Annotated in this window: 14 protein-coding genes; 12 read left to right on the plus strand and 2 right to left on the minus strand. The window is 74.0% G+C overall.

Going from position 1 to position 13,724, the window contains the following annotated elements:
- Positions 1-72 precede the first annotated feature (72 nt).
- The 8 genes from ACR9E3_RS20535 to ACR9E3_RS20570 all read left to right on the plus strand — a co-directional run bounded on the left by ACR9E3_RS20535 (position 73) and on the right by ACR9E3_RS20570 (position 8,408).
- Entirely contained in the window at positions 73-1,224 is a 1,152-nt protein-coding gene (locus ACR9E3_RS20535) for an acyl-CoA dehydrogenase family protein (RefSeq protein ID WP_460382380.1), read from the plus strand.
- A complete protein-coding gene (locus tag ACR9E3_RS20540; RefSeq protein ID WP_460382381.1) occupies positions 1,221-2,831 on the plus strand; it encodes an acyl-CoA carboxylase subunit beta in 1,611 nt (536 codons plus the stop codon). The genes ACR9E3_RS20535 and ACR9E3_RS20540 overlap by 4 nt, the downstream gene beginning before the upstream one ends.
- 14 nt (positions 2,832-2,845) lie before the next feature.
- Complete coding sequence (locus ACR9E3_RS20545; protein WP_460382382.1) at positions 2,846-4,771, plus strand: AMP-binding protein; 1,926 nt, start codon at positions 2,846-2,848, stop codon at positions 4,769-4,771.
- Entirely contained in the window at positions 4,768-5,220 is a 453-nt protein-coding gene (locus ACR9E3_RS20550; RefSeq protein ID WP_460382383.1) for a MaoC family dehydratase, read from the plus strand. Before ACR9E3_RS20545 ends, ACR9E3_RS20550 begins: the two co-directional genes overlap by 4 nt.
- Positions 5,217-6,035, plus strand: coding sequence for an HpcH/HpaI aldolase/citrate lyase family protein (locus tag ACR9E3_RS20555; protein WP_460382384.1), 819 nt, complete (start codon positions 5,217-5,219; stop codon positions 6,033-6,035). Before ACR9E3_RS20550 ends, ACR9E3_RS20555 begins: the two co-directional genes overlap by 4 nt.
- Positions 6,032-6,919, plus strand: coding sequence for an LLM class flavin-dependent oxidoreductase (locus ACR9E3_RS20560; RefSeq protein ID WP_460382385.1), 888 nt, complete (start codon positions 6,032-6,034; stop codon positions 6,917-6,919). Before ACR9E3_RS20555 ends, ACR9E3_RS20560 begins: the two co-directional genes overlap by 4 nt.
- A gap of 99 nt (positions 6,920-7,018) precedes the next feature.
- Complete coding sequence (locus tag ACR9E3_RS20565) at positions 7,019-7,564, plus strand: quercetin 2,3-dioxygenase (RefSeq protein WP_460382387.1); 546 nt, start codon at positions 7,019-7,021, stop codon at positions 7,562-7,564.
- A complete protein-coding gene (locus tag ACR9E3_RS20570) occupies positions 7,545-8,408 on the plus strand; it encodes an alpha/beta hydrolase fold domain-containing protein (protein ID WP_460382388.1) in 864 nt (287 codons plus the stop codon). Before ACR9E3_RS20565 ends, ACR9E3_RS20570 begins: the two co-directional genes overlap by 20 nt.
- Before the next feature lie 290 nt (positions 8,409-8,698).
- Here ACR9E3_RS20570 and ACR9E3_RS20575 read toward each other — a convergent pair whose 3' ends face one another.
- Both ACR9E3_RS20575 and ACR9E3_RS20580 read right to left on the minus strand, forming a co-directional pair.
- Complete coding sequence (locus ACR9E3_RS20575) at positions 8,699-9,148, minus strand: IclR family transcriptional regulator domain-containing protein (RefSeq protein WP_460382389.1); 450 nt, start codon at positions 9,146-9,148, stop codon at positions 8,699-8,701.
- Positions 9,149-9,157: 9 nt separating this feature from the next.
- Positions 9,158-10,117, minus strand: coding sequence for an SDR family NAD(P)-dependent oxidoreductase (locus tag ACR9E3_RS20580; RefSeq protein ID WP_460382390.1), 960 nt, complete (start codon positions 10,115-10,117; stop codon positions 9,158-9,160).
- Positions 10,118-10,205: 88 nt separating this feature from the next.
- Here ACR9E3_RS20580 and ACR9E3_RS20585 point away from each other — a divergent pair, with 88 nt between their 5' ends.
- The 4 genes from ACR9E3_RS20585 to ACR9E3_RS20600 all read left to right on the plus strand — a co-directional run bounded on the left by ACR9E3_RS20585 (position 10,206) and on the right by ACR9E3_RS20600 (position 13,702).
- The gene (locus tag ACR9E3_RS20585) at positions 10,206-10,736 is read left to right on the plus strand and encodes a TetR/AcrR family transcriptional regulator (RefSeq protein WP_460382391.1); all 531 of its coding nucleotides are present in this window, start codon (positions 10,206-10,208) and stop codon (positions 10,734-10,736) included.
- A 141-nt stretch (positions 10,737-10,877) separates the two neighbouring features.
- Positions 10,878-12,203, plus strand: coding sequence for an MFS transporter (locus tag ACR9E3_RS20590; RefSeq protein WP_460382392.1), 1,326 nt, complete (start codon positions 10,878-10,880; stop codon positions 12,201-12,203).
- A gap of 21 nt (positions 12,204-12,224) precedes the next feature.
- On the plus strand, positions 12,225-12,518 hold the full coding sequence (locus ACR9E3_RS20595; protein ID WP_460382394.1) for a putative quinol monooxygenase: 294 nt from the start codon (positions 12,225-12,227) through the stop codon (positions 12,516-12,518).
- 23 nt (positions 12,519-12,541) lie between these two features.
- The gene (locus ACR9E3_RS20600; protein WP_460382395.1) at positions 12,542-13,702 is read left to right on the plus strand and encodes an acyl-CoA dehydrogenase family protein; all 1,161 of its coding nucleotides are present in this window, start codon (positions 12,542-12,544) and stop codon (positions 13,700-13,702) included.
- Positions 13,703-13,724 lie beyond the last annotated feature (22 nt).

Genomic DNA, 13,724 nt, shown 5'->3' on the forward strand with positions numbered 1-13,724 from the left:
TACGCCTTGACCGAACGTCTGTGACGTGGGGTACTTTCGCCCGACCGGTCGGTCGACAGCAAGGGAGTACGCGTGTCCTACGACCTCGACGAGGTCCACGAGGACTTCCGGGCGACCTGTCGCGCCTTCACCGACGAGCGGGTGCGTCCCCTCGTCGCCGAGGCCGAGCGCCACGGTCACCCGCCCGAGCGGCTCTGGAAGGAGATGGGCGACGCCGGCCTGCTCGGCCTGCTCACGCCGCCCGAGTTCGGCGGGTCGGCCGGCGAGGGCGGCGAGGCGACAGCGGTCGCCGTGCTCGCCGAGGAGATCACCCGTGCGTGCGGCGGCATCGCGGTCGGCGCCCTGGTCAGCGCCTACATGGCCGCCCCGCACATCGTCCGCCACGGCACCACCGACCAGCGGGAGCGCTGGGTCGCGGCGCTGGCCGCCGGCGAGGCGATCGCCGCCATCGCCGTCACCGAGCCCGGCGCGGGCTCGGACGTCGCCGGCATCACCACGCGCGCCCGGCGCACCGACGCGGGCTGGGTGCTCGACGGCCGGAAGATGTACATCACCAACGCGGGCCTCGCCGACGTGCTGGTCGTCGGCGCGAAGACCGACCCGGACGGCGGCCACCGCGGCATCACCACGTTCGTCGTCCCCGCCGGGACGCCCGGGCTCTCCTTCGGCGCGCCCCTGCAGAAGATGGGCTGGCACTCGTCGGACACCCGCGAGGTCGTGCTCGACGGCGTGGTGCTCGGCGAGGACGCCGTGCTCGGCGTCGAGGGCCGCGGCTTCCACCAGATCATGAGCGCCTTCCAGCTCGAGCGGGTCGCGCTCGCGGCGATGGGCCTCGGCCACGCCGCCGAGGCCCTGGACACGGTCACCGAGTACGTCCGCGGCCGCGAGGTCGCCGGTGCGCCGCTGACCGACCGGCAGGCGATCCGCCACCGTCTCGCCGCGATGGAGATCGAGCTCGAGGCCGCGCGGGTGATGACCTACAAGGCCGCCGACCGCCTCGACCGCGGCCACCCCGAGGCCGACCGCTCGGTGGCCGCCGCCAAGTACTTCGCGGCCAAGGCCGCCGCGTGGATCGTCGACGAGGCCGTGCAGCTCTTCGGCGGCGCGGGCTACCTGGAGGAGACGCCCGTCGCGCGCCACCACCGCGACGTGCGGATCCTGCGCATCGGCGGCGGCACCGACGAGATCCAGCTCGAGATCCTCGCGAAGCGGCTCGTGCCGTGACGGACACGACCGACACCACCGACACCACCGGCACCGCGAACGGCGCGCGTCCCCCGTGGGAGGTGTCGGCGGCCCATCCCCCCGGGCCGCCGGCACCTCCCTCGGGCGGCGACGTCCTCGCGGCCGCCGACCGGGCCCGCCTCGGCGGCGACACCGCGCGCTGGCCGCAGAAGCTCCCCGTGCGCCGGCGCCTCGACGTGCTGCTCGACCCCGGGAGCTTCGTCGAGGACGGCGTGCTCGCCGCGGCGAACGACCCGGGCATGCCCGGCGACGGCGTCGTCACCGGCGTCGGGACGGTCGACGGCCGCCCCGTCGCGGTGATCGCCCACGACTTCGGGGTCAAGGCGGGGTCCTGGGGCGAACGGACCTGCGAGAAGCAGATCCGCATCCTCGAGCGCGCCGACCGCGACCTGCTCCCGGTCTTCTACCTCGTCGACTCCGCGGGCGGGCGGCTCACCGAACAGATGGGCTTCTTCCCCGGTCGCCGCGGCGCCTCGCGGATCTTCCACCTGCAGGTCGCCCTGTCCGGGCGCGTGCCCCAGATCTGCTGCCTGCACGGGCCGTCGGCGGCCGGCGGGGCCTACATGCCGGCGTTCACCGACTGGGTCGGCATGGTCGACGGCCAGGCCTCGATGTACCTCGCGTCGCCCCGGGTGGCGGAGAAGGTCACCGGCGAGCGCACCACCGCCGAGGAGATGGGCGGGGCTCGCATGCACGCCGAGGTCTCGGGATGCGGCGACGCGGTGTTCGACGAGGACTGGCAGGCGATCGCCGCGGCGCGCCTGCTGTTCTCGTACCTCCCGACCCGCTTCGACCAGGCCCCGCCGGCCGCGGAGTCCCGCGAGCCCGAGGCGAGCGGCTGGGAAGGCCTGGTGCCCGAGGACCCGACCGTCGGCTACGACGTCCTCGCCGTGATCGACCGCCTCGTCGACGGCGGCTCCTTCTTCGAGATCAAGCCGGACTGGGCGCAGGAGATCGTCGTCGGGTTCGCGCGCCTCGAGGGCCGTGTGGTCGGGCTCGTCGCCAACCAGCCGCGGGTGCGCAGCGGGGCGATCCACGTCGACTCCGCCGACAAGGCCACCCGCTTCATCGCGCTCTGCGACGCGTTCGACGTGCCGCTGGTCTTCCTGCAGGACGTGCCCGGCTTCATGGTCGGCGTCGCCGTCGAGCGCCAGGGCATCATCCGCCACGGCGCGAAGATGATCGCGGCGATGTCCTCGGCCGAGGTCCCGAAGTTCACGGTCGTCCTGCGCAAGGCCTACGCGGCGGGCTACTACGCGATGTGCGCGCCGGGCTTCGAGCCCCGGGCCACGCTCGCCCTGCCCAGCGCCTTCATCGGCGCGATGGGCCCGGAGGCCTCGGTGAACGCCGTCTACGCCGGCAAGATCGCCGCGATCGAGGACGACGACGAGCGCGCGGCCTTCGTCGCCGCTCGCGTCGAGGAGCACCGCGCGGAGGTCAACCTCCTGCGCATGGGCGACGAGCTCGTCGTCGACGCCGTCGTGCCCGGCGAGGAGCTGCGCGGCGAGCTCGTCGCGCGGCTGCGCCACGCCGACGGCTGGACCCGCACGAGCGGGCGCCGTCACCACCCCGTCAGTCCCGTGTGACCGGAGGATCGTTCATGGACTCGTCCGACACCCTCGGCGCCCTGATCTCCGCGCCGCTGATCCCGCTGCCCGAGCGCTGGCGCTCCCCCGAGCGCGCCGACGAGCTGGCCGCGTGCCGCGCCCGCCACGACGCGGACCCCGACGACTACTGGGCCTGGGTCGCGGCACAGCACCGCTGGCTGACGCCGTGGGAGACCGTGCGCTCCGGCGAGCTGGGCGACTTCCGGTACTTCGAGGGCGGGCGCATCAACGTCGCCGACAACTGTGTCGACCGCTGGGCCGACGACCCGGCGACCGCGCAGCGCCCCGCGATCGTGTGGGAGGGCGAGCCGGGCGACACCCGCACGCTGACCTACGCCGAGCTGGCCGACGAGACCGACCGCCTCGCGGGCGGGCTGCGCGCCCTCGGCATCGGTCGGGGCGACGTCGTCGCCGTCTACATGCCCAACCTCGTCGAGGCGTTCACCGCGATCCACGCCTGCAACAAGATCGGCGCGATCTACACGGTGCTGTTCTCCGGCTTCGGCCGCGACGCCGTCGCCTCGCGGCTGTCCGCGGCGCGGGCGAAGGCCGTGATCGTCGCCGACGCGATCTACCGGCGCGGGAAGCCCGTCGAGCTGCTGGAGACGCTGCGGGCGGCACGGGCGGACGCCCCGACCGTCGAGCACGTCGTCGTGGTCGACCGCACCGGACGCGGCGTGCCGCTCTCCGGGGACGAGGTCTCCTACGCGACCCTGCTCGCCGAGCACCCCGAGGGCGCCCCGACCGTCGCCCTCGACCCCAACGAGGCCGCCTTCCTGATCTTCACGAGCGGCACCGAGTCACGCCCCAAGGGCGTCGTGCACTCCGTCGGCGGCTTCCTGCTCGGCACCTGGGCCAACGTGCACTGGCAGGCCGGGCCCGTCGAGGGCGACGTCTACTGGGTCGCCGCCGACGTCGGCTGGCTGACCTTCCCCATCCAGGCGGTCATCGGCGGGCTCGCCCACGGGTCGACGATCGCCTGCTACGAGGGCGCGCTGGACACCCCGGGCCCGTCGCGGTTCTACGACGTCTGCGCCCGCCACGGGGTCACCCAGGTGCTGTGCGCCCCGACCGTGCTGCGGCTGCTGCGCAAGTTCGGAGACGACCTCGCCGCGTCGCATCCCCTCCCCCGCCTCCAGCTGATCACCGTGCAGGGCGAGCCGCTCGACGGCGAGACGTTCACCTGGGGGTACGAGACGTTCGGGGTGCCGATCGTCAACGCCTACGGCCAGACCGAGACCGGGTCGACGTGGACCTACCCGGTCACCGGGGTCGAGGACCTCAAGGCCGGCTCGACGGGCACGCCGGTGCCGGGGCACGCGTTCGCGGTCGTCGACGACGAGGGCGAGCCCGTCCCGGCCGGGGTGAAGGGCAACCTCGTCATGACCCGGCCGTTCCCGACGCTGGCCCGCACGGTGTGGGACGACCACGAGCGCTACCTGTCGACGTACTTCGGGCGCTTCCCGGGCCGCTACGCCACCAACGACGAGGCCGTCGTCGACACCGACGGGCACCTGTGGGTCCTCGGGCGCGCCGACGACGTCATCAACGTCGCGGCCCACCGGCTCTCGACCATGGAGATCGAGGCCGTCGTCGGCACGCACCCGCAGGTCGTCGAGGCGGCCGTCGTCGGCATTCCCGACGCGACGAAGGGGACGGTGCCGGTCGCGTTCGTGACGGTCACGGGCGAACCCGACGGCGTGCCCGAGGAGGTGCGCACGCTGGTGGCGGACACCATCGGCGGGCTCGCCCGCCCGGAGCGCGTCATCGTCACCCCGGCCATGCCCAAGACCCGTACCGGCAAGATCATGCGGCGGCTGATGCGCGAGGTCCTCCTGCACGGCGAGGCCCGCAGCGACACCAGCGCGCTCGAGGACCCGGGCAGCCTGGACACCCTGGCCGGGGCGGTGCGGGTGTGAGCGGCCTGTGGTTCGAGGAGCTCGAGGTCGGTCGCGTCGTCCACCACGCGACCCGGCGCACGGTCACCGAGACCGACAACGTCATGTTCACGACGATGACCATGAACCCGGCGCCGCTGCACCTCGACCACGAGTACGCGGCGAGCACCGAGTTCGGGCGCCCGCTGGTCAACAGCATGTTCACGCTCGCCCTGGTCGTCGGGCTCTCGGTGCCGGAGCTGACGCTGGGCACGATCGTCGCCCAGCTCGGGATCGACGACGTGCTGTTCCCGTCGCCGGTGTTCCACGGCGACACGGTGCGCGTCGAGACCGAGGTCGCGTCGGCGCGGGCGTCGAGCAGCAGGCCCGACGCCGGGATCGTGGTGTTCGCGCACCGGGCGCTGAACCAGCGCAACGACGTGGTGTGCACCTGCCGGCGCACGGGGCTCATGTACAGAAAGCCGGCATGACGGTCCCCCGCAGCCTGCTCTTCGTGCCCGGCGCACGCCCGGACATGGTCGCCAAGGTCCCGCGCTGGGCGCCCGACGCGGTCGCCGTCGACCTCGAGGACGCCGTCGCCCCCGCCGACAAGGACACCGCCCGCGAGGCCACCGTCCGGGCGGTCGGGGACCTGCCGCGGGACACCGGGCTGCAGGTGTTCGTGCGGGTCAACGCCCCGTCGACGTCCTGGTACGCCGACGACGTCGCCGCGGTCGCCTCGGCCGGGCCCGCGGTGCACGGCGTCGTCCTGCCCAAGCTCGAGACCCCCGGGCAGCTCGCCGACCTGCACGGGCGCCTCGGCCTCCCGGTGATCGGCGGCCTGGAGACCGTGCGGGGCGTGGCACGCTGCCGGGAGCTGCTGGGCGGCGAGGGCCTCCTCGCGGCGTACTTCGGCGCCGAGGACTTCATCGCCTCGATCGGCGGGCGCCGCACCCCGGGCAGCCGCGAGGTGCTGTACGCCCGCAGCGAGGTCGTGCTCGCCGCGGCCGTCGCCGGCGTCGGCGCGCTCGACCAGACCGTCGTCGCCGCCCACGACGCCGAGGCGTTCCGGGGCGACGCCGCCGCCGGCCGCGACCTCGGGTACGACGGCAAGATCTGCATCCACCCGTCGCAGGTCGCGCTCGCCCACGAGGCGTTCACGCCGACCGACGACGAGGTCGCCCACGCCCGGGAGGTCATCGAGGCGGGGCGGTCGGGGGTCGGGGTCGTCGACGGTGAGATGGTCGACGACGTGCACCTGAGGATGGCGCGCGCCGTGCTGGGCCGGGCCGGGGTGGACGCGTGAGGGTCGGGCTCATGATGTCGCCGACGATGGCGCCGGGCGACGCGCAGCGGGCCGAGGAGCATGGCTTCGACATCGTCGCGGCCGGCGAGCACGTCCTCTTCGGCAGCCCGACGGCGAACGCCTTCGTCAGCCTGGCCGCCGCGGCCCCGGTGACCACCCGCGTGCGCCTGCTCAGCGCGGTGACGCTGCTGCCGCTCTACCCCGCGCCGCTCGCCGCCAAGATGGCCGCGACGCTCGACCGGCTCTCCGGTGGGCGCTTCGAGCTCGGGATCGGGGTCGGCGGCGAGAACCCGGTGGAGTTCGCCGCGTGCGGGGTGCCGGTGCGCGAGCGCGGGCGGCGCACCGACGCCGGGATCGACACGCTCGCGCGGCTCTTCGCCGGCGAGGAGATCGACGTCGACGGCACCCCGGCCGTCCTCGACCCGCTCCCGGTGCAGCGTCCCCGCCCGCCGGTGTGGGTCGGCGGGCGCTCGGAGGCGTCGATGCGCCGCGCCGGGCGCGCGGGCGACGTCTGGATGCCCTACCTCGGGAGCCCGGACCGCGTCGCCCGCGGCCTGCGCACCGCCCGCGAGGAGGCCGAGCGCCACGGCCGGGACCCGGGCGAGGTCACCGGCGCGTACTTCGCGTGGTCCTGCGTCGACCCCGACCCGGCCGTCGCCCGCCGCAGCGCCCTCGACGCCCTCGCCGCGACCTACGGCCAGGACATGGAGCGGATCGTCGACGCCTGCGTCCCGCACGGCACGCCCGAGCAGGTCGCGGCCCGGCTGGCCGAGTACCGCGACGCGGGTGCGGAGTCGGTGGTGATCGCGGCGGCGGTGGGCGGCGAGGGACGCGAGCGCATGATCGACCTCGTCGCGGACGACGTCCTCCCCCGGCTGCGGTGAGCCCGCCGTGCCATTGGACGGAATGCCGAGTGACCGGCGGGTCGCGGGTGCCGCAGAGTGCTCGCGCCAGCGACCCCCATCCCCGTGCGAGGAGCCTCGATGACCGCGGAGTTCGTGACGGCGGCCGAGACGCCGCGGAGCAGCCTGCCGGGCCGTCCCGAGCCGTTCGTGCTGGCCGCCGGCGAGGGCGAGCGGGCGCACCTGTTCGACCAGCTGTTCACCGTGCTGCTCTCCGGTGACGAGACCGAGGGGCAGTTCGGGGTGTTCACGATGGAGGCGCCGCGCGGCCGGGCGATCCCGGTGCACGCCCACGACGACGTCCACGAGAACTTCTACGTCCTCGACGGGCAGGTGCGCGTCGCGATCGAGGGCACCGACGGCGAGGTCCTCGACCGTGTGCTGACCACCGGCGACTTCGGCTACGTCCCGGCCGGGCGCAAGCACACGTTCCGGGTCGAGTCGCTGCGCGCGCGGACCCTCGGCGTCTCGACCGGAGGCTTCGAGCGCTTCTTCGCCGCCGCCGGCGAGCGCACCGACGCGACGGCGCCACCACCGGTCCCCGTGATCCCCTCCCCCGAGCAGCTGGGCGACGCCGCGCGCCGCTACCGCAACGAGTTCTTCCACGATGTCCGTCTCATCGACTGAGATCCCGGAGTCGGTCCGCGTCGACGGGGTCGACGGCGTCGCCGTGTGGCGGGCCGTCGAGTACGCCGCGGTCCCGGGCTACCGGCCGCTCCTGCTGGACCTGTACCGGCCCCACGACGGGCCCCCGCCCCCGCTGGTCGTGTTCGTGCACGGCGGCGGCTGGCGCGTCGGCACCCGCGCGCTGGTCGGGCCGATGTACGCCGACTGGTGCCCGTCCCCGTTCGCCCGGCTCGCGGCGTCCGGGGTCGCGGTGGCGTCGCTGGACTACCGGCTCTCCGGGGAGGCGCGGTTCCCGGCGCCGCTCGAGGACGTGATGGCCGGCCTGCACTGGGTGCGCGAGCACGCCGAGGCCGTCGACGTCGACGCCACCCGGGTCGCGCTGTGGGGCGAGTCGGCGGGCGGCCACCTCGCCGCCCTGCTCGGGCTCACCGACCCCGACGTGCGCGCCGTCGTCGACTGGTACGGCCCGGCCGACCTCACCACCCTCGCCGAGGACGCCGCGGCCGGCGGGATCAGCGCCGTCGACCCGGCGGCCGCCGACTCCCGGGAGGCGCTGATGCTCGGCGTGACCCCGGCCGCGGACCCCGACCGCGCCCGCGCCGCGAGCCCCGTGGCCCACGTCCGCTCCGGTGCCCCGCCGTTCCTGCTCCGGCACGGCACGGGCGACACCCTGGTCCCGTCGCGCCAGTCCGAGCGCCTCGTGGCGGCGCTGGAGTCCGTCGGCGCCGAGGTGACGCTGGACCTCGTCCCCGGCGCCGACCACCTCTGGCGCGGGAGCCCCGTCGTCGCCGCCGCGGCGTTCGACGACGCGGCCGCTTTCCTCCGGCGTCACCTCGGGGTCTGACCGAGCTCCGCGATGCGCGTGCCCGACACCCGGGCGAGCACGGCGGCGCCGGAGTGGAGGCCGTACCGACCGCTCGGCGCTCTCCAGAATGATCTCTCGAGGATGTCACCAGCGTCGTGTTCGGGACGACCCTGGTGACACTCCCGGGAGATCGAACTGGAGAGCACTGCCGTTCGGTCGTACCGGGCTCTCGTGGCCATGCGGGATCCCGCGACGGCGGCGTGGGAGCTCAGGCGTCCCGACGTCCCAGGTAGCGCGAGCGGCGGCACTTCACCGCACGCCGGGTCTGATCAGCCCCGCCCGGGGCCGAGCCCCCGGGAGACGCCGCGGGCGGTCGCCGACACGACGTGCTCGTAGGCCCGGGGGGACGCGCCGCCGGCCGGCACGACGATCGAGACCGCGGCGACCGTCGCCCAGGTCGCGTCGCGGACCGGTGCGGCCACCGACGCCACCGGGGCGGGATCGCTGCGGTCGAACACGACGACGCCCCGCCGCCGGATGTCCGCGAGCCGCCGACGCAGCGGTGCGGTGGTGGCCGCCGGGGCCGAGCGTGTCGAGCACGGCCGCCCGCTCCTCGTCGTCGGCGTGGGCGAGCAGCACCAGCCCCACCCCGGTGTGGTGCAACGGCATCCGGCCGCCGACCCGGTAGGCGATCTCCACGGCGCCGTGCGCCGAGAGCCGCTCCAACGAGGTGCTCGCCTCGGTCCGCGCCGGCGCCCGCCTCGCGCGACGCCGCCCACCCTGACCCGTCAGGACCGCCCGAGCAGGCGCTCGGACAGGGCCCACAGCCGGGCCGCGTTCTCCGGGTCGAGCGCGAACGGTGCGACGCCGTGGCGGCCGTCGGACTGCGCGCGGTTCGTGATCACGGCCGCCTCGTGGCAGTCCTCGAAGTAGCGGCCGCCGACGCCCTCGAGCAGCGGCGAGACCGCGAGCAGCACCGACGTCGACGCGCCCTGCTCGGTGGTCTTGAGGACGTCCGACGCTCCGGCACTGCGCCGCGCCGCGATCAGGGCCTCCATGTCGACGTACCGCTGGAGGCCCGTCGCGATGCCGCCGGGCATGAGGGCGTTGACCGTGATGCCGTCGTCGGCCCACCGCCGCGTCGCCTCGACGGCGAAGAGCACGTTGGCCGTCTTCGACTGGCCGTAGGCGAGGAACGGGTCGTACGGCACGAACGCGAACACCGGGTCGTCGAAGAGCACCGGGCAGCGCAGGTGCGCCGCCGACGACACGGACACGACACGGGCACCGTCGGCCGCCGCCAGCGCGCGGTGCAGGCCCGTCGCCAGCGCGAAGTGGCCCAGGTGGTTGGTCGCGAACTGGGTCTCGAGCCCGTCGGCCAGCGTCAGCTCCGGCAGGGCCATGACGCCGGCGTTGTTCACGAGCAGGTCGAGCGGGCCGTCCCAGCCCTCGGCGAACGCGGCGATCGAGCCGCGGTCACCCAGCTCGAGGGGCCGGACGTCGACGCGGGCGTCGGGGGCGCCGGCGCGGATGTCGTCGGCGACCTCCCGCCCGGCGTCGGTGTCGCGCACGGCGAGGGTGACCTCCGCGCCGTGGGTCGCGAGCGTGCGGGCGGTCTCGACGCCGATCCCCGAGGACGCGCCGGTGACGACGGCGCGCCGACCGGTGAGGTCGACGCCCGCGGCGACCTCCTCGGCGGTGGAGAACTCGCCGAACGGGGTGGTGATCAGCTCTGCGGTCGCGGTCATGGGTTCTCCCGGTGAGCGATGAAACGTAGGTTTCCTACGCTTACTGCTCCACCGTACACCTCAAGCGTAGGACGTCTACGCTTGTTCCGTGCCCCAGCGAGCCGACGCCCGCGCGAACAGGTCCGCCCTGCTCGCCGCCGCCGCGCGCCTGTTCGCCGACCAGGGTCCGGACGTCCCCCTCGACGCGGTCGCGCGCGAGGCGGGCGTCAGCATCGCGACGCTGTACCGGAACTTCCCGAGCCGCGAGGACCTCGTCGCCGCGACCTACGCCGCCGAGATCCGCGCCCTGGGCGAGCTCGATCTCGAGCAGGGCACCGCCGCCGAGGCGCTCGCGCGCTGGCTCGCGCGGTTCGTGGAGTACGCCCGGACGAAGCGTGCCCTCGGCGAGCTCGTGCACGCGCTGCCCGCCGGCACCCACCCGCCGGTCCGCGAGGCGATCCTCGACGCCCTCGCCCGCATCCTCGCGGCCGGGGAGTCCGACGGCTCGCTGCAGGCCGACCGCGACGCCCAGGACGTCCTCGCCCTCCTCGCGGGACTGTGGACCCTGCCCGCGGGCCCGGAGTGGCCGGCCCGCGCCGACCGCCTGGCCCGCTTCGTGCTCGACGGCCTGCGCGCCTGAGGTCTGTGCGCCGCGCCCGGTCCGAGCGGGGCGCCGTCGTGCTGACCCTCCAGAGACTTGACCTCTTCTTTGCCTTTCCTTGACCTCCTCGACCACGGGCCGTTCGATGGCCGGGCACCCCGAGACGACGAGGAGCACCCCATGGTGAGCGACGCGTCCGGGTCCGGCCGCCCCTCCCTGCGCGTCCCGCGCCGGGTGGCCGCCGCGAGCCTGGTCGGCACGACGATCGAGTGGTTCGACTTCTTCATCTACGGCACGGCCGCGGCGCTCGTCTTCAACAAGGTCTTCTTCCCGTCCGTCGCGCCGGCCGTCGGGACGATCGCCGCGCTCGGCACGTTCGCCACCGGGTTCATCGCCCGCCCGATCGGCGGAGCGGTGTTCGCGCACTTCGGCGACCGCATCGGCCGCAAACCGATGCTCGTGTACTCGCTGCTGCTCATGGGCGCGGCGACGGTCGGCATCGGCCTGCTGCCCGGGTACGCGACGATCGGCGTGCTCGCCCCGGTGCTGCTCGTGGTGCTGCGGTTCGCCCAGGGCTTCGGGGTCGGGGGCGAGTGGGGCGGCGCCGCGCTCATGGCCGTCGAGAACGCCCCGGAGGGCCGGCGCGGCTTCTACGGGAGCTGGCCCCAGGTCGGCGTCCCCCTCGGCCTGGTCATGGGCACCGGCTCGTTCCTCGTGCTCGACCTGACCGTCAGCGAGGCGTCGTTCCTCGCCTGGGGCTGGCGGATCCCGTTCCTGGCGAGCGCCGTCCTCATCGCGGTGGGCCTGTGGATCCGGCTGACCGTCGCCGAGAGCCCGGTGTTCCGCCGCGACCAGGAGCGCCGCGAGGCGAGCCGGCTGCCGGTCCTGCAGGTGCTCCGGGAGCACCCGAAGCTCATCCTGCTGGCGGCGGGGTCGTTCGTCGCCACCAACGCGACCTTCTACATCAGCTCGGTCTGGCTCGTCTCGTACGCGACGACGGAGCTCGACTACGAGCGCAGCGAGGTCCTCGGCGCGAACACGTTCCTGTCCGCGGCCGACATCCCCATGATCCTGCTGCTCGGCCTGCTCTCGGACCGGATCGGGCGCCGGCCGCTCTTCCTCGGCGGGATGGCGCTGCTCGCGGTGTTCTCGATCCCGTACTTCCTGCTCGTCGGCACCGGCGTGATCGGCCTGTTCGTCCTCGGCGGACTCGTCGTCCAGGCCTGCCGCAGTGCGGTGTACGGGCCGCAGTCGGCGTACTTCTCCGAGCTCTTCCCGACTCACCTGCGCTACAGCGGCGCCTCGCTCTCCTACCAGATCGCGTCGATCGTCGGCGGGGTCTCGCCGGCGATCTGCGGGCTCCTCGTGCTCTGGACCGGCAGCCTCCTGGCCGTCGCCGGCTTCACAGTGCTGCTCGCCCTGGTCTCGCTCGCGAGCAGCTGGGGCATGAGCGAGACGCTGACGCGGGGCCTCGACGCTCCCGACGAGATGCGCGCCGCAGCCTAGTCCTTGTTCAGGACTGGACAGTTGTTATTCTCAACCGACGCCGGCCACGTCGAGGTGGCGCCCGACGTTCGTGATCGCGTCGTCGCGACCCTCGCCGACCTCGTTCGCCGTGGACGCGACGCCCCGGGCTGCCTCGGGGTCGCGATCACGGCCGACTCGGTGGACCCCGCCCGGATCGACATCTACGAGCGCTGGGACTCGGCGGAGGCGCTCGACGCCTGGCGGGCCGTCGCCCACGCCCCCGACATCGGGGACGTCATCGTCGCCGACCACACACGCCTCTACGACGCCACGGGCGAACGGTCGCCCTTCTGACGCGGGGCCCGCATGATGGCCCCATGAGCGACCTGTCGTCCGAGGAACGCTTCGTGGTGGAGACGGTCCGGGACTTCGTGGACCGTGAGGTGCGCCCGCAGGTCCGCGACATGGAGCACGCCAACACCTACCCCGAGAAGTTCATCGAGCAGATGAAGCAGCTCGGGATCTACGGGTTGGCGATCCCCGAGCCGTGGGGCGAGGCGCCGGTGTCGATGCCCTGCTACGCGCTCGTCACCGCCGAGCTCGCCCGCGGCTGGATGAGCCTGGCCGGCGCGATGGGCGGGCACACCGTCGTCGCGAAGCTGCTCGTCGAGTTCGGGACGAAGGAGCAGCAGGACCGCTACCTGCCGCGCATGGCGACCGGGGAGCTGCGCGCCACGATGGCGCTCACCGAGCCCGGCGGCGGGTCGGACCTGCAGGCGATGACGACCACGGCGCGCCGCTCCGGCGACGGGTTCGTGGTCAACGGCGCCAAGACCTGGATCTCCAACGCCCGCCGGTCCGGGCTGATCGCGCTGATGTGCAAGACCGACCCCGACGCCGAGCCCAAGCACCGCGGCGTGTCGATCCTGCTCGTCGAGCACGGCCCCGGCCTCGAGGTCTCCCAGGACCTCTCCAAGCTGGGCTACAAAGGCGTCGAGGCCTGCGAGCTGACGTTCACCGACATGGCGGTGCCCGCCGACGCGCTGCTCGGTGGGGAGGAGGGCCGCGGCTTCGCGCAGATGATGAAGGGCCTCGAGACCGGCCGCATCCAGGTCGCGGCCCGCGCGCTCGGGGTCGCCACCGCCGCGTTCGACGACGCGCTGCGCTACGCCCAGGAGCGCGAGGCGTTCGGGCAGCCGATCTGGCGCCACCAGTCGATCGGGAACTACCTCGCCGACATGGGCACCAAGATCACCGCCGCCCGTCAGCTGGTCCTGCACGCCGCCGAGAAGTTCGACGCCGGGCAGCGCGCCGACATGGAAGCCGGCATGGCCAAGCTGTTCACCTCCGAGACCGCCATGGAGGTCGCCCTGAACGCCGTGCGCATCCACGGCGGCTACGGCTACTCCACCGAGTACGACGTCGAACGCTACTTCCGCGACGCCCCCCTGATGATCGTCGGCGAGGGCACCAACGAGATCCAGCAGGGCGTCATCGCCTCCCAACTGGTCAAGCGGGGAGGACTCGGCGACATCTGACTGACTCGTCAGTCAGTACTTG

This window comes from Actinomycetospora sp. C-140 (assembly GCF_054796175.1).

Bases quoted from the DNA above. Each gene is read 5' to 3' on its own strand.
- ACR9E3_RS20555 (WP_460382384.1), top strand. From the start codon at position 5,217: ATGACGGTCCCCCGCAGCCTGCTCTTCGTGCCCGGCGCACGCCCGGAC.
- ACR9E3_RS20570 (WP_460382388.1), top strand. From the start codon at position 7,545: ATGTCCGTCTCATCGACTGAGATCCCGGAGTCGGTCCGCGTCGACGGG.
- ACR9E3_RS20590 (WP_460382392.1), top strand. From the start codon at position 10,878: ATGGTGAGCGACGCGTCCGGGTCCGGCCGCCCCTCCCTGCGCGTCCCG.
- ACR9E3_RS20565 (WP_460382387.1), top strand. From the start codon at position 7,019: ATGACCGCGGAGTTCGTGACGGCGGCCGAGACGCCGCGGAGCAGCCTG.
- ACR9E3_RS20545 (WP_460382382.1), top strand. From the start codon at position 2,846: ATGGACTCGTCCGACACCCTCGGCGCCCTGATCTCCGCGCCGCTGATC.
- ACR9E3_RS20580 (WP_460382390.1), bottom strand. From the start codon at position 10,117: ATGACCGCGACCGCAGAGCTGATCACCACCCCGTTCGGCGAGTTCTCC.
- ACR9E3_RS20600 (WP_460382395.1), top strand. From the start codon at position 12,542: ATGAGCGACCTGTCGTCCGAGGAACGCTTCGTGGTGGAGACGGTCCGG.